Here is a 16,571-nt window from a genome sequence, read left to right as displayed (position 1 = left end):
AGTGGGTTGGGGCGGTTTTCCGGGTGCCGTCCTGCGATTCTTCCGTTCTCGTAGTATGTTCACTCATTTTGATCGTCCTCGTCAAACCGCAGTTTGTTCAGATGCTGTTCCCGTCGCTGTTGGAACTCGTGAAGTGGCGACGCCTGGTCGTAGTGGTCCTCAATCACGTCGACCGACGCGTTCACTCGCTCCGAGACGACATCCGCCCGGAGATCACGATTCAATTGCCACGTGATAGATCCCGAACGGATTTGGTGTGGGCTCCTCGATGACGGACACTTGCTCGCCTGATTCACCGAGAAGAACTCACACGTCTCCCGATTCTTGTCGTGTGGACAATCACCGAACCGGCAGGGAACGGTCGCGTAATAGCTCGTTGTCCGCATCGCGTTCCGCGAGATCCGTCCGTGAGCAGTCGTGAACAGCGGTCGATCTCCGTACTCGTCTGTCGAGTCGATGCGCGACTCTCGGACATACTTGCGAAGCGCGTCGCACACATTCTCTGAGATCCCAACGACACGCTCCCCGTCGACCGTGTTCTTCAGTGGCGTATCTTTATCAGGCTCGTGCCGGAGGTGAACGTGGCCACCCTCCAGATCAACATCAGAGAGGTTGAGGCCTCGAATGGCACCCATCCGGGCACCCGTGTACCACGCCAACTCGAGGAACGCGTGACCCCTGTCGAAACTTGTCTCGCCGTTCCGGTACGCCTCTAGCAGCGAGCGAGCGTGCTCTTCACCGAGGAACGTGTCGTCAGTCTGCTCCGACTTCCTCACGTTCGGTAAATCTACCTTCTCAGGTAGGTCATCGTCAACCACGCCGATCGAAGCAAAGTACTCCAGGAACTGTCGAAACGTGAGCAGCTCGTTCCGAAGCGTTATCGTCGCCAGATCGTGAGAGCGTCTCGCGGTCTCGTAACTTTCGATGTCCCACGCCGTCAGTTCCTCCATCGACTCGACACCTTCCTCCTCAGACCAGTCCACGAAGTGCTTGAGCCGACCGCTGTAGCCCTTCACCGTCATGGACGCTTTGTCGAGTCGCTGCCGATCGATCCACCTCTCGACCGCCTCTCTCGGCGTGAATTCCGGAGCTTCACGGCTCATGGACCCGTGTTCAGCGTCACGAGTGACCGACCGCGGTAGTAGCCGCAGTTCGGACACGTCGAGCCGTTCACGAACGCGTTCACCGTGGAGCCGCACTCCGGGCAGTCCCACAGCGTCACGGAGAGACCACCTCGCCGCGGCGGAAGCACTCCGGCCGGATCCCGGCCTGCTCGCGGGCCATGTCGACCGCGGCCTCGTCGGTACCGGTGACGCCGATGTCGACCGCCTCGGTGACCACGCGGGTCTCCGCGTGGAGTTCGACCTCGACGCGGCGGGTCACGGGTCGACCTCCGGCGCGTCGGGTTCGGCGAGATCGTCGTAGTCGAGGGCACGGAGCTCGTCGACGACCCAGTCGGCGTCGCCGGGGAGCGAGCGCGCGAGGCGGTGGACGTCGTAGTCGGCGACGACGGCGCCCGGCGTCATGATCGCATAGAGCAGCTGCGGCGAGCGGTAGCCCGCCGGCTCCAGTTCGGGCGCCGCCTCGGGGTCGAGGCGGTCGACGCCGACCGTGTAGGCGGTCGCCTCGCCGTCCGCGATGCGCGTGAACCTCATTCGTCACCTCCGGCCTCCCACGCCCGGCGCGCTTCGAGCGCGCGGCGGGCCGCCTCGGTGAGGCTGTACTCGTTGGTGCGCCTGTCGCGCGCCGCCTTGGCGACGAGGTCGCGCTCGACGAGCGTGTCGAGGTTCTGGTAGAGGCGGCTGTGGTTGATCTCCTCGCCGTAGTAGTCGGCGAGGTCTGCCTTCAGAGCCGTCCCCTTCCGGGCGTTCTCGTGGGAGAGCGCCCAGAGGAGGTCGCGCTGGAACGCAGTGAGGTCCGCGAGCGCGTCGCGGTCCGGGGCGCACTCCGCGCTCATGAGTTGTCCTCCGCACAAGAGTAACAGACGGGCACGCCACGCTCGGCATCGAAGCCGTCAGCCGGCGCTGGGCAGAACGCGCAGCCGCCGTCGGTTTCGCTCGATTCTCCGGTCGTCGCGCAGGGCTTAAGCCCCGCAGTTGCCATCGTCAGCATGGTTCTGTGGGTCCACACAGAACCCGACCCGGCCGGGTGTTCCAGCACCGCGGCCGGGATTCCTACATTTCATCGCGAGCCGAGGGTTCGTCACTCGGGCTCCGTAAGCATCACTCTATGCTGTAAGCATTTATAGTTGCTGGCTAGTTTCTATAATGCTACAATCAATATGAATTGCTATTCGGTCATAATACAGCGAAGGGCAACTGAGCGTCCTTCATGAGACATTCTGGAGACTGGATGACCCTTGTCGATGATAGGGTTCTTGAATATCTCTCTGAACACGAGTCTGGTTCTCCGGCTGAGATGAAGCGCGAAGGCCCGATCAACTACTCACGACAGTACATCGACAAACGCTGTAAACGGCTAACTGAAGAGGGTCTAACCAAACATTTCGGTAACGGGATATACGTCATCACTGACGATGGAGAGGCATACCTCGATGGGCGACTTGACACACAGGAATGGCGCTACATCGATGACGACGCCAGCGAGGTCACCGCCAGCAACTCCGAGGAGGTCCCCGGTGAGTCGAACGGAGGAGCAACCTGAATGCGTTCGTTCGTCTCGTGGATGACTCAGTTAGATGAACGAATTCTTGAGCAGTTGGCTTCGGATGGGGCCGCGACTTCGTGGGAAGTCGGGTTCGAGCTTACCGGCACGGTGAGCCCCGGTCGAGTGACTGAGCGCTGTAACACGTTGGTCGACGCCGAGCTTGTCGAGCGCGAAGACCGCGATATCGGATTCGGTCGTGTCGAGACCTACTGGTCAATCACGACGTGGGGGCGGCTGTATCTGAGCGAGGAAGTTGATCCAGGGCTTGATGTTCCTGAGCCAGGTCCGCGGCCGCCTCATGCTACCCGGCCGGAAGAGTGGGCGGGATTCTGAAGCGATTAGTCTGCCGCGGCCTCCTCTTCGAGGGTTTCGACACGGTTCAACAGCCGGCGGTCTCCAGTTTTTTCCGCCTTCTCCCTGAATACCTCTAGGAACTGGTCGAACGTTGCCTCTGCAATCTCTTGCATTCTCTCGTACGTGCGACCATAGATGTCGTCACGCTCTAATCTGTCCGCTTTCCTCTCCGCTAGTGATGAAATTTCGCCTCCAATAACGTATCCACTCACATTCCGATAAATATCATCTTCCCCACTCACTTCATTTCTGAGGTAATCTACATATCGTTCCAAGTTTTCCAAGTTGTGTCTCTCTATTGTGTCGTCTGGACGGAGTATCTCTACGAGATTTAGGTTTTCACCATATCCCAAACAGAGGATTTGAAGACGCTCATCCGGATTATCATGGAAGTTTTCTGCCGGGAAGTGTTCCTCGATTTGACTTCTGTACTCAGGCTCATCGTCGACATAATCCCACCGAGGCTCCATTACCCATGGATTCTCTGAGATGAACTCATGAATCTGCTCGTTATCGCGAACATCAGACTCTATGAGCATACGGAACTTCGAGATTGTTTCTAGACGACCTCTAGCGACCTGCATTAGTTCAAGGGCATCAATTACTTCCCACCGATCGAAGAGATCAAAGACAGCATCAGTATCAGAAACTTCTACATCACGCATATCGGTAAGAAAGTCAGTGAATACCTCTTTCTCGGCACTCTCTGCAACACGCTCTATGAACTCATCTTTTTCCCCAGATTCGAAATCACGATTTTGAGAAGCTTCTCCGATAAATTCATCAATTTCATCACGTTTGTCATCTGGGAGGCTTTCTATTCTCTCGTCGTAGCTTTCCGTTTCTTTGGCGTCTGCTAGACGATCCTCTTTGCGAATAGCAGCCCCTTCATCAGCTACTCTTGCGAGTTCGTCTTTCAACCAGTCTCGCAGCTGAGTTGCTGGTTCCTTACCCCATGCGAGGCTGCTCCTGTCTGTAGAAATCAGATCCAATTCATCATCATCAACAAAGTCTGCGTGAATCTCGCCAACAAGATATTCAAGCGCAAATTGGCCAGTTTTAGTCATTGAAACCCCGAACAAGGTGGGCTCTTGGACGAGCTTTCCTCTCGCCATTACAGCTACTCCCTTCTGCTCTTCTTCAACCCGATCTTCCATTGTGCCTATCCAACCCCGAACATTGTATTCGTTTCCTTGGCTATCTTCGATATTCTCGTCGAAATTTTCTATATATTGACAATCAGATTTCAATCCTCGATCTGTCGGCTCGACACGCTTATCATTAACATTAACTACGAATTCATCATCGATAACTGAGAATCTCCTAGCCAACCTTTCTACGATGTATCGGGAACTTGGCCGACGCTCACGATCTAGATCTGTAAGAGTAACAATTGTACCGTGTTCCTTCTCTTCGCTAATTCCGTAATCCGTTATTTGGGGATCGTATGTACTTGTATCAGCCGGATTCTCTTCGTTTCCTTTTTCTTTCATTTGGTCATAATCTAACTCAAATTCAACGTATTGGCTATCATTAAATGTTTTAACAATAACAGTCCCTGCCACGCCAAATCCAGCGAGCTTCCCGATCCCCTTGCGTCCCATAACCGGACGAGTCATACCACGGATTTCGACTACGTCATCTCCTTCGTCTTGTCGCCGGTTGCGCCCTACGACCAAGAATTTATTTTCTACTTCTTCATACGTCATACCGACCCCATTATCTTCAACAGTAATTTTGTAATCACCATTCATCGACTCATCAGTCGGGAAAGAGATATCAACTTGAGTCGCTCCCGCATCCCATGCATTTGCTACATACTCAGAAACTACTGCTGGGAGACTGGTATACATTTTCAGCCCTAGGTGTTGGAGAATATTCATGTCCAACGTCATTGTTAGCTCTGGCTCTTCGATGCCGTCATCGTCGTTAGTGGCGTTTTGATCGCTCATTGTTAGCTCACCGTCTCCCGGAGCAGGTCGATTTTTTCAAGCGTTTCTTCATCGTTTGATGCTCGAAAATACGGCATGACCGCGCGCAGTAGTTCATCGTTGGTGCGGATAGACCTCTCTAGTATTTCCTGATACGTCTTGGCTGTAATTCCATAATGCTTGTTGCGTTCAATTTTCCTGTCTATATTGTCTAGCCTACACCCAAGAATAAGCCCATCTGGATTATCATCGTCAACAATTTCTAGTTCTGCAATACAGTCAACACAAGTCTCGAGAAATGCAAATTCATCCACCCCAACCGGTGTATCCGTTGGGAGTAGAGTTTGAATAGCGACTTTCTCCCGGTACTGGAAACACAGCAAATCAAACTCATCTGGAGTTACAGCGCCTCCGTCAGAAAGTTCAAAAACCCGCTCACAAACTTCCTCTAGATAACTCACATCATGCCAATTCTGGTCAATTATTTGAGGATAATTCAGGAGAGAATTTATGGGGATATCTCCTTCTCCATTCTCGATTGATGACTTTAGTTCGTACAGACAATCTATCTGATCTTTCCCCACCTCAGAACTCTGTATCAAATCTACTGCGTCGATTAGATCTTTTTCTCTGAAGATTTTTACAGAGGCAGACACCGGCCGCTCTCTCAGATATTCCTCGCGAGCTGCCTCGCCCGTTACAAATACTTCATCTTCCCCCAATTCGATTTCGTCTATATCTGGCGCATAATCATCGATGAGGTCAGTAGCATCTTGAGCTTCAACAAAGCCAGCCAGCATAGCTCCGTCTATCAACTTAACATTATGTTCTACAGCTGCTCTGTAGCCTCCACGAGTAAATGGAGCTGTCGTAGCAATTACGACAACATCTGTATCAATATCATTTCGATCGAGCGCAGAATATTCCAAAACTTCGGGTTTGCCGACTTTGTTCCCCCTATCTAGACGCTTAGCTTGTACTGATGCTTTTTCCTCGTAAAGGGTAGTCTTTCGTGCGATAACATCGACACCGCCATCATCTGAATCCTGAGTAACACTCGTCTCCCATCCTGCAATTTCGAATATATCTGCAACGAAGTCTTCGAAATCATACCGGTCGATTTCTTGGAGGCGAGCCAAGATCGTATTTTGCCCCCGCGATTGACTCATCGTTATATCTCAATAACATCAATCCTATTAAATCCACGAACTCTGAGAATCAGTTAATGTAGATAAGTTCAATATATACTAGACGGTCTGTAACTGGGTCTGAGGATCCTCATTTCGAATATGTTGGATGAGGCTCTGACCGATTGCCTCAGCAAGCCGAACAGGCACTGCGTTTCCGATTAGTTTTCCAACAGACTTGACACTTAGTTCTTCCTCTGACTGTACGAATGAGTAGTCGCTCGGGAAAGTCTGTAGTGTAGCACCTTCGCGGACAGATATTGCTCGATCCTCTTCCGGATGACCAAACCGGCCGCTTCCGTAGTTATAAAATTGTGTAGTGATCGTGGGTGCGGGCTTATTCCACTCCATACGGCCGTATGGCGCGATATACTTCCGTCCGGAATCTTTCTTATGGCACTTCAGAAGGAGTTCTTCAGGCCAATCTTTCCAAGTTCCACCCGGCTGCGAATGTCTAATGCGCTTCTTGTTGGTATCAGACAGACCGCGCGCATTGTGTAAGAAGTCGTCATCTGAAGTCTCACCAGCCTCTAGTTCACAGAAGTTGTGTTTGCTGAATTCAGATTCAACAGTCACTTCATCTGGATCATGAGTTGGATCTTGGAGTTCTATACGACCGTGTTTAGATGCAAGAAGGACCATTCTCTTTCGCTGTTGAGGTACTCCATAGTTGGGGCAATCAACAACGCGATCGCTAATGTGGTAACCCGCTTCTGCCAGTCGACGACAGAAGTCATCATAGGGGTCGTGTTTCTGAACTTGAGGAACATTTTCCATCGTAACGAGATCGGGCTGAATATCAGCTACAATCTCTGCGAACTCGTCCATTAGCCCCCACTTTTCGTGATCCTCTGTGCGATTTTTATTGCCGTTACTCATCGTAGAGTACGGCTGACACGGTGCGCACCCAGCAATCAGAGTGTAGTCGTCCTCGCCGGCGGAAAGGTACTCCTCGATTTCAGCGTTAGAAACGTCGTCGCTGAGGTCACCCTCCACGAAGTCGACATCGCTATTATTCTCGGTATATGGATGGCGACATTCGGATTCGATGTCAAACCCGGCGCGAACGTCGATTCCTGCCTCTTGGAGACCGTAGGTAAGACCCCCAGCTCCGCAAAATAAATCGACGGCGCGAATGCTCATACATCTATACATTTCACCGGGGGATAAAAATCTCATCTAACCGGATCGAAAGTGGTTGGCTGTTATATGTCAGTAATGTATTCTACGGTTTCTCTCGAAATCGCGTACATTAGTACTTCTCTCAAGGCAACGTAGATTCGGAGTTATGTTGATTTCTGTTCCTCGATAAACTTCCACTCCAGCGTTCCAGTCTCAACCAGTACCACACCGACTATCGTCGTTTCGTCGATCCCTCCGAGATTAATCTGATCCCGGACGTGCGACTCTGCTGAGAGCTCTTCGAGCCGCCAATCTTGCGTATCTAACTCCGGTGGAATATCGTCCCCAGTCACGACGTTCACCGACCGAAGTGTTCCGTACCGTTCTGACGTGACCTCCACTTCAACCGGGAGCTCAACGAGGTCACCGCTCATATGTCGGCTTCAGCGCCCCACGATATGAAATTTGCTCAGGGAGGGACTCTGTGACGATCATCCTTCGAACGAGTCGCCTCTCCAACGGTTCTCCCAGTACCAACGATTAAATACAGTTGAGCGGCACTCTCCGATAGATGAGTCAGCAGGACCTGACCTACGTCGATCTGTTCGCGGGAGCGGGCGGACTCTCCGTCGGCCTCGAGCGCGCCGGCTTCGAGCTCGTCCACGCCGTCGAGGTCGACGACGACGCCCGCGCCTCGTTCGCGAACAATCGCGAGGGTCTGGAGCCGGACGAGCTGACCCAGGACATCCGCGAGGTCGACAACCAGGATGTCACCGAGGTCGTCGGCCGCGACACCGTCGATCTCGTCGCCGGCGGCCCGCCCTGTCAGGGATTCTCCGAAGTGGTCAGTCCCGACGGCAGCGACGACCGGAACCACCTCTTCGTGAACTTCATCTCGTGGGTGAACGAGCTCGATCCGAAGGCGGCGCTGTTCGAGAACGTCCGTGGGATGCAAAACACCGCTGACGGGAAGTTCCTCGACGCGGTCGAGGAGTCGTTCGGCGAGATGGGCTACGACGTCAGCTACCGCGTCGTGGAGGCGTCCGACTTCGGCGTCCCGCAGCAGCGACACCGCCTGCTGGTGCTCGCGACGAAGCGCTCGACGACTGAGTTCCCCTTCGACGGCTTCGAGTTAGACCCGATCGAGACGCCCGGCGTGATCGCCGGAATCGGCGACCTCCCCGAAGTCAGCCCCGGCGAGGAGAAGACCGAGTACGACGCCGAGCCGACGACGGTTATTCAGGACGACCTCCGGGGCGACAACACGGATCTCACCCACCACCAAGCCGCGAACCACACCGAGGACATGGTGGAGATGATATCACACATCTCCGACGGCGGGAACCGGACCGAGATCCCGGACGAACTCCAGCCGTCCTCGGGCTACCACAACTCCTACTCCCGACTCGACTCGCAGGAGCCGGCCGTCGCGATCACGTCGAACATGTCGAAGCCCTCCAGCGCCCGGTGCATCCACCCGTTCCAGCACCGCGGGCTCACGCCGCGCGAGGGGGCGCGGCTACAGACGTTCCCCGACTGGTACCGGTTCGACGGCGGGCTCGTCTCGGTCCGGAAGCAGATCGGGAACGCAGTGCCGCCGTACCTCGCGGAGTCCGTCGGCTACTACCTCAAGCAGAGCGTCTACAGCCAGACGCTGACCGAGAATGAACGAGAGCGCATCTACAAGCTTCGGTGCGGGGGAATGGACCTCGCCGAGTTTGAGGAAGAGAAATCCGATATCGGCGGGCACGCGCAGCAGGTTACACTAGACTTCGCCGATTAACGCTACGGCCTTGAAGCACCTCTCGCCGTGACACGTTATTTCTGACAAGCATGGATTAGCTGCCGAGAGAACTATTGTACACGCGGTCAGTCACCAGTCCATGTCCCAAAGTGCTGGTTGGGGAGAGTTGCTCGTTGGCGCATACCACCAGCGATTGAATGGTTGTGAGGTGGTGAGTTACAACAATCGCTCAGCAGAGCCGGGCGATCAAATGGAGACGGATGTCCTTGCTATTGATACTCACCAGGAAGGCAAAGGACAGCGTATCTATATCTGTGAGGTTGTGACTCATCTGGGTGGGGGGCTTTATTCTGGAACCCCAGACGACCGAGATGGCTGGTGGATGGAATATTCGAATACTAGCTCATATCACCACTCCTTGGAAACATTATGGCGAAAATTTCTCGACGGACATAGATATGCCAGCCGAACTTTTCCCGACGCAGAGTATTCGTACCAGTTCTGGGCACCAGTCGTGACGGGTGGTCAGAATAGAGGGTATCTAATCCAAGGACTGGAGCGACTTGAGGAGGAGTTTGAGTCCAAAACGGGTGAAGACTTTGGACTGGTTATTAACGATGAGTACACGGCTCGTATCGAAGAATTACAAGAGATAGCAAGAGGTGATACTAGTAACTACGGTTCTCCGGCATTTCGTTTTATCCAGATTCTAGAAAATCTTGAGTAGGTTATCTAAGCCGCAGCGTATCTTCTGATGTTCTCTAATACGTTCCTACCGAGCACTGGAAATGTGGATGTTACAATTAGGTCCTTGCTGATTGTAATGCCAACATTTCTATGCGTGTCTGTGAACCGGACAGTATACTCAGATGAGCATATGGAGCGACGATCGCGCTGATCACGAACACGAGGCGATCGAGGCGTTTCTGCGGAGCCACTTCCCGAGCACCTACTTCGAAAATCAGTCGGATCTATCCGAATACGACGGCTCAGACGAAGAAATCTCTGACGCGGAGCATACGATAATCGAGGCGCTCGTGTCGGAGGCGGAGACGCAGTTCAAGTCCTCCAAGGGGACGCTCGGACTCGCGATCGACTTTGTCGTGCTCGCGGAGGAATTGGCGGAACACGACGACTGGCTCGCTGGCTACGACCCCGACATCACCGTCGACGATATCCTCGACCGTTACGAGAGTACAGCGAAGTCATCGCTGACGCTAAAACGGGGTAGTACTCGGGAAGGGATTCGAACGTTCCACAACGAACTGATCGAACTCTTCCGGGAGGATCTGAATCGAACGAACTTCCCGAGTTCACCGGGACACCACACCGGAGAGTGGGAACGGTACGACGACATGCTCGAACTCGCGTTCCGGCTATCCCGCGACGGTCGTGTCGCCGCCGCACAGGAGCTCTTCGACCTCGGGCTGGAGCGGCTGGAATCGAGCGAGTACGAACGACGCGACCCACCGTTCGAAGAGCCGTTCCTGAAGGTGCTCCGAGACTACACGCGTAAAGCCCCTAACGAGCAGGGCGGATCGGCGTACCAGGCCCTTTGTTACGGGTATGTCAAGGCGGAGTGGCCGCACCTGTCCCTCCGCGCGAGCAAGGTTCGAACCGGCTCCTCGCGCCAGCAGCGGTACGGCGATATCGACGGGTACCACGGTCCTGACCTCATGATCTCGGTCGAAGTCAAGGACCGCGTCATCGACGAGTCGAACGTCAGTGCCGAGCTCGGCACGATGATGAAGGTCGCACAGAACACAACCGCGATCGCCATCGCAATCTGTACCGAAGTGGGGCCGGAGGCTCGCAAGACACTCGAAGATGCGGATGTCCGTGTTCTGGACGATGGAGATCTCGCCCGTCGACTCCGATTCTGGGACTACCACAAGCAGAACCGCGGCCTCCACGGGATGGTCCACTTCTTCGCGAACATCGAGGAGAACCCCGACGGCGTTCAGCGACTCCTGCGATTCGTTTCGAGCATTGACCCGGACAACCGCGTCCTCGACCATCTCGCGGAATCAGACGTACAAATGGGACTCGACGAAACATGAAGCGGCCGGAAGTTCAAGAGCGATTCGTCAACCATGACGCGGAGCTCCCCTACGGACTCGAAGTCCCGCAGGTCGTAAGCGCGATCGAGAGCTTCTACGAGTACTGGCATGAGGTGAACGAGTGGCACCTCGAAGAGGGATACGGACGGTTCCACAAACAGTTCCGTGCGAACAATGCGATTGGAGGGTTCGTCAGCCATCGCCTCACGACCCGTTTCGCCGAGGAGTCACCGGACTTCGTCCTCAACCGTCTCGACGACGGGTATCCGGACTTACTCTACGATGGAAACGATCACGAATGGCCTGAAGACTACGCCGTCAAAGACTCCGACAACGGTCCGGGCCTCGAAATCAAAGCATCGATGGGGAACACGTTCTACGCGCACCACAATGTCGAGGGGTGGCTCCTCGGTATCCACTATCGCATCAATGCGCGCAGCGAATCTCCCACGGATGATGCGCCTGCGCCGGACGACACGCCACCAATCGAGATTACGCAGGTCCTGTGCGCGAGCATGGATCACGAGGACTGGGAGTACCGTGACGCCAGGGGTTCGAATCGGACAAACACAAGCGAACTGAAAGCGAAAGTCGGGCTCCACGAGATGCGCAAGAATCCGATAATTGAGATGGAGTCCGCGATCACTGGTGTTGGTGATCTCCTCCGAGAGTACAAGGAGACCCACGCTGAGTTCGACCCGGACTACTCGGTGTAACCGTGTGGAAATCCTCACAGCGGCGCAGCACGCGCCGAGAAAGAGCCGTCAGTTTGCGACCGGCGCTATGCGGCCGCGAACTCTTCGAGGCGCTCGACGGTCTGCCTGAGCACCCACTCGCCGACGATGTCGTAGAGCGCGCGCCCCGCGCTGAGAACGTCACCGATGATCTCCGAGACGGGCGGCTCCCAGTAGCCGAGCGCGACGAGCCCGAACAGCACGACGAGGACCGCGACGCCGACTGTCGCTGCTGACGAGACTGCACCGATCGCCGCACCGCCGACCGCGCGGTAGCGTCGGAACTTCAGCAGCACGACGACCGCCGCGACGCCGACGAACGCCGACTGTCCGAGGTGGCTGCCGAGGAACCCGAACATCAGTTCTCACCGTCGTCGCCCGAGATCTCGATCCGGTTCACCTCGTCCGGCGTGTTCGCCTCGGCGCGCCACGCCGATACCGCTCGCCACGCGAGCAGCAGCCCGCCGGCGACGATTATCACGCCCGCTTCCTCCGCGATCGTCTCGAACAGCTCCGGCGCGAGTACCTGTAGGCCGAGCACACCGACGAGTGCGGTCGACCCGGCCCAGATCCGGAAGTCGAACCGGTCGAACTGCTGGAGCACGAGGAACATCGCGACCGGCACCGCTGCCAGCGAGAGGATCAGCGTCGTTTGCTCCGGTAGTACGCCCGACGCGAGCAGCCAGCCGCCGCCCGCCAGCAGCAGCACGCCGAAGACGATCTCGTTCGCGATCGCTCGCTCCACGAGCCCACCGACCGTGCTCGCTGCCGAGCCCGCAGCGCTCGTCGCGGCCGCCTGTCGCTCCTCGGTGATGACTCCCGTCCGCCGCCCGACGACGAACAGCCCGCCGAGCAGCGTCACGCCGAGCAGCAGCGTCTGTCCGCTTGGGGCGATGCCCTGAAGCTGCGCGAGGACGCCGCCGTCGGCGCCGGCCATCGGCCCGCCGCCAGCGCCTCCGCCGCCGACGCTCCCGGTCGGACCGTCGCCCGGGCCGGAACTGCTCGCGCTTCCGTCGTCGACGAGGAAGACGAGCGTCTCGTCGGAGTTGTCGTTGGTGAGCGTGATCGGCGACGAGGCGAGCGCCTCGTCGCGGACGATCTCATTCGTCTCCGACCACAGGATGTACGGCTTCCCGTCGGCGGCGCCGGTGAACGTGTAGTCGACGTCGCTGTTCCCGTCACCGCGGACGGTGATACCGGGCTCAGAGCGGTCGCCCGCGAGGTCGGTCACGGTCACCTGCCCGGTCACGGGCGCGACCTCGACCGGCCACGTGCGGACGGTCGTCTGCGCACCCACGGTCGCGTTCGGAATCGCGAGCGTCTGGTCGCCCTGCGCAGTGATCGTCGTCGCACCGGTCTGCGGGCCCCACGTCGAGTTCTCCGCGTAGTGAACGCGGTCGCTGAACACGGTCTCATCGACCGAGAGCGCGAAGTCCGGCCCGGCGTCGTCGACGCGAACCCGGGTGTCGAGCCGGTCCGACGACGTCGTCGGTTCGAGGACCGTGATCGACCCGTCCCGAACGCGGACCTTCGACCCGGTCGCGCGGACCTCGACCATCGAGCCTTCGGCGATGTCGCCGAGCTCGGCCGTCAGGTCGGTGCCGTTGAGCTCGTACCGGTCCGCGGCGAGCGGGTCCCACGTGGTCCCGTTCCGGCGGACCTCGACGCTCCGCACGTCGACGACGCGGTCGTTCATCGGGACGGTCACGCTCGCGTTCGAGCGTGCCGACGCCCACGTGTTCGCGACCGTTGTCGTCTGCGACCAGGTGGTCTCCTCGACGGTCGCCTCGGTCGCCGTCTCGGCGCCGTGGCTGTAGTCGAGCGTGACGAGCGACGCCGGCCCGCTTGCCGGCGAGTTCGTCGAGACGGTGACATGGTTCGTCCCGGACTGGAGCCACGAGGCGCTCGCGTCGAGCGTGGCGGTCTCGCCGTCCGCGAGCGTGCCGTCGAGGCCGACCTGCTCGCCGTTGATCTCGATGGTCGGACTTCGCGTCTGTGTGCGCTCGGTGATGTCCGCGGAAACGGTCGGCGCGTTCCCGCCCGCCGATACGCTCCACGTGTCGCCGACCTCGGGCTGAATCGTGTTCGAGGCGGTCTCTCCGTCGCTCAGGACCTCTCCTGACGATACCTCGGGCGTGCCGTCGCCGTCGGTGTCGACTTCGGGAGCGAGCGTCCCGTCGAGTTCCTCGAACGAGTAGCTCAGATCGGCTCGCATTCCCGGTCCGTCCGAGACGCCGGGCAGACTGAGCGAGACCGTGTTGCCCCCGGTTGTGACGGCGCTCTCGGGAAGCGTCAGCGATGCCGTCTCACCGTCGGCGAGCGTTCCAGTGTGAGAGGCGATTTCACCGTTCAGTTCCACGACGGGATCGTGCGTTTGGCTGACCTCGGTCCACGAGGCCGACACGTCTACCGGTCCGGTAGCCGATATATCCGCCGACTGCGTGCCGACCGAGAGATCGACCGACTCCGAGACCGTCTCACCCGGCCCGAGAATCCCCGAGTGGGAGACGGTCGAGCCGCCGACCGTCACCGACGGATCCTCCGTCGCCGTCACCTCCGTCCATGAGGCAGAGACACCGAGCTCATGCCCCGTCGACACGTCGACTGATTGCGAGCCTGTCGAGAGGGTAGCAGACTTTGTTACCGTCTCTCCATCATTTAGATCCCCTGTGTGCGTGACGGTCGATCCCCCAATAGTCACGGATGGATCGGACGTGATATAGAGATCCTGCCAGCTAATATCATAGCTTATCGCCCCTCCGCTGAGATCCTCGATCGTGACGCTTTGCTCGTCGGTTGACGGCAGAGAGATCGTCTCTCCATCATTGACAGAGTCACCATTGACCCTCAGATCCGGATTTTGTTCGAGAGCAACCGAGGCTAGCTCAAGATTCCCGTCAGCAGTCACGTCCATTTTAACGTCAAGATTGTCGAGATTACTCACATCTTTATTTACATTTATCACTTTTGTTGTGTCAGAAGTGTAATAAAGAGAGCCGATCTGATCCCCGTCGAGATAAAACTTAACAGTTGACGAGGTGCCCGCTGGTTTAGCATCCACTTTGACCTGAGTTATTGTGTTTTGATTAGACACATCGGCAGTTGTTGTCTGCGCGGGATCTGAAACACCAGTTAAATACCCGTACAGATAGGACAACTCAGATCCGTCAATATTTGTCACACGAGTTGTGCCTGTAACGGTCGCCGACACATCCGAGAGGCCGTCATTGCCGTTAGACGAGATTGTCTCCGTCTCGCTTGGACCCACAGAGTCACGCGAGATCGATCGGCTCGTCGTCGACTCTTGCCCAGTAAGCGTGATCGCCGCATCGACCGGTTGGTTACCGCCAACGTCGATCGTTGACGAGTAGCCGTCGTTGACGAGACCCGCCGACAGCGACCCCGCCGAGGTCATCTCGACCCCGGTGAGCGTGACCGTCTCGTCGCGCGGCGATGTCGTCCCGCCGATGTCGATCGGGAGTGTGTCGCCGTTCGACACGCTCGCACTCGTCGACGCCGGCGCGGTGTTCTCGACGCCCGTCACATCGATCGTCGGAGCCGCACTTTCAGGCGTATCGGTGAGCGAGCCTTCGAGATTCACGCTCGTCGAGTAGCCGTCCGAGACACTGGTTACCGAGTCCGAAACGGTACGACTCCCGAATCCGTTCCCCTCGACACTAAGCGTCGTCTCCGGCGGAGCGGCGGTCCCACCGATATCGGGGTCGATCGTGCCCGTCGTCGTCGCCGAGACAGTTCGGTTGTTTGTAGTCTCGACGCCCGTCAGGTCGATCGACGGAGCACCGACATCCGTCGCGTTGAGGTCGTACTGGAACTCGGTGCCGTCGCCGGCCTCTTCGCCCGAGAGCGACACTTCACCGTCGAACGTGACCGTGTTCGTCGAGAAGCCACGCACGTAGAACGCGGCCGAGTCGCCGCGTACGTTCAGCGCCGCCGCGTACCGCGAGCCGTCCTCGTGGGTGACGTACGCCGCGTTCGGTACCTCGCCGAACTGATCTTCGAACCACGACGTTTTGATGGAGACCCAGCGGCCGTCGTGCGTCCGGTCGTCTTCGAGGACGATCGCGGGCTCGCCGTCGACGACCGCCGTCTCGACGCTCATCGTCTGCGAGCCGGCCGACGCGCGGACGTTCTCGGGCGGCGCTGGTGCGTCGGGCGAGCCGCCGAGGAACGAACTCGGCAGCTCGTTGAGTGTCGCACCGTTCAGCGTCGACCGCTCCGGTTCGGTGCTCGTCACCGAGTCGGTGTCGGGCTCGGTCTCCGTTTCGAACGTCTCGCCTTCGACCGGCTCTTGCGTCTCGACGCTCGCGCTCGGGTCGTCGCCGAGCGGGGCCGCGGGTATCGCGACGGCCGCGATCAGCAGCACGGCCGCGAGCCCGAGCGGCTTCCACGCGCGAGCCGGAACAGACACACCCGAGAGCGCACCCGTCAGCTGCGGCGCTATCTCGTCGGCCGCCTTCGCGAGCTCGTCAAGGACTCGTCTGAGGCCGCCTCGAAGGTACGCGTAGACGAGCAGCGCGTAGGCTTTCACCGTCGCTTTCAGTTCGCGATTCGGTTCCTCTCCGTCGTCGTCTTCGCTGTGGCTTTCTGGTGTGTTTTTAGTCATGGGTAGGTCCCCCCCCGTGACGTTCGGTATATACGCGCGCGTATGGGCTGCGCTGTGGTCGGCAGCGAGCAGACCGAGCGCGACCGATTTCGCGGGTACCCATATCACTCGATATAGGATTTTGTCGGTTGAGCCGCTGCTGGCGGCG

General features: G+C 57.6%; 17 protein-coding genes. 6 read left to right on the top strand and 11 right to left on the bottom strand.

Annotation, left to right across the window (positions count from 1 at the left end; all coding sequences use genetic code 11):
• Positions 1-59 precede the first annotated feature (59 nt).
• From EXE51_RS15965 to EXE51_RS15955, 5 genes are read right to left on the bottom strand one after another with little or no spacing between them, the layout of a single operon-like run.
• On the bottom strand, positions 60-1,103 hold the full coding sequence (locus EXE51_RS15965; protein ID WP_137693056.1) for a tyrosine-type recombinase/integrase: 1,044 nt from the start codon (positions 1,101-1,103) through the stop codon (positions 60-62).
• The gene (locus EXE51_RS18160; RefSeq protein ID WP_255509932.1) at positions 1,100-1,222 is read right to left on the bottom strand and encodes a hypothetical protein; all 123 of its coding nucleotides are present in this window, start codon (positions 1,220-1,222) and stop codon (positions 1,100-1,102) included. The genes EXE51_RS15965 and EXE51_RS18160 overlap by 4 nt, the downstream gene beginning before the upstream one ends.
• Entirely contained in the window at positions 1,219-1,383 is a 165-nt protein-coding gene (locus EXE51_RS17590; protein ID WP_158413906.1) for a hypothetical protein, read from the bottom strand. The genes EXE51_RS18160 and EXE51_RS17590 overlap by 4 nt, the downstream gene beginning before the upstream one ends.
• Positions 1,380-1,655: a hypothetical protein gene (locus EXE51_RS15960; protein ID WP_137693055.1), complete on the bottom strand. Its 276-nt coding sequence runs from the start codon at positions 1,653-1,655 to the stop codon at positions 1,380-1,382. The genes EXE51_RS17590 and EXE51_RS15960 overlap by 4 nt, the downstream gene beginning before the upstream one ends.
• Entirely contained in the window at positions 1,652-1,957 is a 306-nt protein-coding gene (locus EXE51_RS15955) for a helix-turn-helix transcriptional regulator (protein ID WP_137693054.1), read from the bottom strand. The genes EXE51_RS15960 and EXE51_RS15955 overlap by 4 nt, the downstream gene beginning before the upstream one ends.
• Before the next feature lie 374 nt (positions 1,958-2,331).
• Between EXE51_RS15955 and EXE51_RS15950 the strand changes: the two genes are divergently transcribed.
• Together EXE51_RS15950 and EXE51_RS15945 are read left to right on the top strand one after the other, a co-directional pair.
• Positions 2,332-2,664 (top strand): phage repressor protein, encoded by a 333-nt coding sequence (locus EXE51_RS15950; RefSeq protein WP_137693053.1) that lies wholly within the window; start codon positions 2,332-2,334, stop codon positions 2,662-2,664.
• The gene (locus EXE51_RS15945; protein ID WP_137693052.1) at positions 2,665-3,000 is read left to right on the top strand and encodes a repressor phrH2; all 336 of its coding nucleotides are present in this window, start codon (positions 2,665-2,667) and stop codon (positions 2,998-3,000) included.
• 5 nt (positions 3,001-3,005) lie between these two features.
• Here EXE51_RS15945 and EXE51_RS15940 read toward each other — a convergent pair whose 3' ends face one another.
• The 4 genes from EXE51_RS15940 to EXE51_RS15925 form a co-directional block, all read right to left on the bottom strand.
• Positions 3,006-4,973 carry an ATP-binding protein gene (locus EXE51_RS15940; protein WP_137693051.1) on the bottom strand — a complete coding sequence of 656 codons (1,968 nt, stop codon included), beginning with the start codon at positions 4,971-4,973 and terminating at the stop codon, positions 3,006-3,008.
• A 2-nt stretch (positions 4,974-4,975) separates the two neighbouring features.
• The gene (locus EXE51_RS15935; RefSeq protein ID WP_137693050.1) at positions 4,976-6,121 is read right to left on the bottom strand and encodes a restriction endonuclease; all 1,146 of its coding nucleotides are present in this window, start codon (positions 6,119-6,121) and stop codon (positions 4,976-4,978) included.
• Between the two features lie 78 nt (positions 6,122-6,199).
• Positions 6,200-7,282 (bottom strand): DNA cytosine methyltransferase, encoded by a 1,083-nt coding sequence (locus EXE51_RS15930; RefSeq protein WP_137693049.1) that lies wholly within the window; start codon positions 7,280-7,282, stop codon positions 6,200-6,202.
• A 143-nt stretch (positions 7,283-7,425) separates the two neighbouring features.
• A complete protein-coding gene (locus tag EXE51_RS15925) occupies positions 7,426-7,695 on the bottom strand; it encodes a hypothetical protein (protein WP_137693048.1) in 270 nt (89 codons plus the stop codon).
• A 137-nt stretch (positions 7,696-7,832) separates the two neighbouring features.
• Between EXE51_RS15925 and EXE51_RS15920 the strand changes: the two genes are divergently transcribed.
• The 4 genes from EXE51_RS15920 to EXE51_RS15905 all read left to right on the top strand — a co-directional run bounded on the left by EXE51_RS15920 (position 7,833) and on the right by EXE51_RS15905 (position 11,781).
• On the top strand, positions 7,833-9,044 hold the full coding sequence (locus EXE51_RS15920) for a DNA cytosine methyltransferase (RefSeq protein WP_137693047.1): 1,212 nt from the start codon (positions 7,833-7,835) through the stop codon (positions 9,042-9,044).
• A 100-nt stretch (positions 9,045-9,144) separates the two neighbouring features.
• Positions 9,145-9,732 carry a hypothetical protein gene (locus tag EXE51_RS15915; RefSeq protein WP_094553357.1) on the top strand — a complete coding sequence of 196 codons (588 nt, stop codon included), beginning with the start codon at positions 9,145-9,147 and terminating at the stop codon, positions 9,730-9,732.
• A 142-nt stretch (positions 9,733-9,874) separates the two neighbouring features.
• Positions 9,875-11,065: a hypothetical protein gene (locus EXE51_RS15910; RefSeq protein WP_137693046.1), complete on the top strand. Its 1,191-nt coding sequence runs from the start codon at positions 9,875-9,877 to the stop codon at positions 11,063-11,065.
• Positions 11,062-11,781, top strand: coding sequence for a hypothetical protein (locus EXE51_RS15905; protein WP_137693045.1), 720 nt, complete (start codon positions 11,062-11,064; stop codon positions 11,779-11,781). The genes EXE51_RS15910 and EXE51_RS15905 overlap by 4 nt, the downstream gene beginning before the upstream one ends.
• 65 nt (positions 11,782-11,846) lie before the next feature.
• On the opposite strand, the gene EXE51_RS15900 is transcribed toward EXE51_RS15905, so the two are convergent.
• Complete coding sequence (locus EXE51_RS15900; RefSeq protein WP_137693044.1) at positions 11,847-12,158, bottom strand: hypothetical protein; 312 nt, start codon at positions 12,156-12,158, stop codon at positions 11,847-11,849.
• Complete coding sequence (locus tag EXE51_RS15895; protein WP_137693043.1) at positions 12,158-16,423, bottom strand: hypothetical protein; 4,266 nt, start codon at positions 16,421-16,423, stop codon at positions 12,158-12,160. The genes EXE51_RS15900 and EXE51_RS15895 overlap by 1 nt, the downstream gene beginning before the upstream one ends.
• Positions 16,424-16,571: the final 148 nt, after the last annotated feature.

The organism is Halorubrum sp. CGM5_25_10-8B (genome assembly GCF_005435095.1).
Taxonomy (GTDB): Archaea; Halobacteriota; Halobacteria; order Halobacteriales; family Haloferacaceae; genus Halorubrum; species Halorubrum ezzemoulense.
The sequence above is the reverse complement of the archived record's forward strand: the minus strand, read 5'-3'. Positions and strand labels throughout refer to the sequence as shown.